The sequence below is a fragment of the Microvirga pakistanensis genome (assembly GCF_004458765.1).
In the GTDB taxonomy this organism is placed as follows: Bacteria; Pseudomonadota; Alphaproteobacteria; order Rhizobiales; family Beijerinckiaceae; genus Microvirga; species Microvirga pakistanensis.
The window spans coordinates 1-223 of the sequence record NZ_SPJX01000363.1; the positions used below are offsets into that span (position 1 = coordinate 1).

At 71.3% G+C, this 223-nt stretch carries 1 protein-coding gene; it reads right to left on the reverse strand.

All coding sequences use genetic code 11. The features are described 5' to 3' along the window. A partial coding sequence (locus E4K09_RS18180; RefSeq protein WP_244610542.1) for an alpha/beta hydrolase-fold protein occupies positions 1-223 on the reverse strand: 223 nt, incomplete at both ends.

Sequence of the window (223 nt, forward strand, 5' to 3'; positions counted from 1 at the left end):
GTCCAGAAAGCCGTCGGCCGTGCCCTGGTCGACCAGGATGTCGCTCACGCGCGCGCCGCCTTCGATCAGCGCGCAGGCATCGTAGTCCCGCCAGGCCGCCCGCTCCGGCCCGAGATAGGCCTGGAGCGCCTTCTCGCCCCACGGGCAGTTCATGGGTGAAGCGATCGGCGCCAACGCCGACACCGCCTTGAAGCGGCCGGGGTTGCGCAGCGCGATCGTCAGC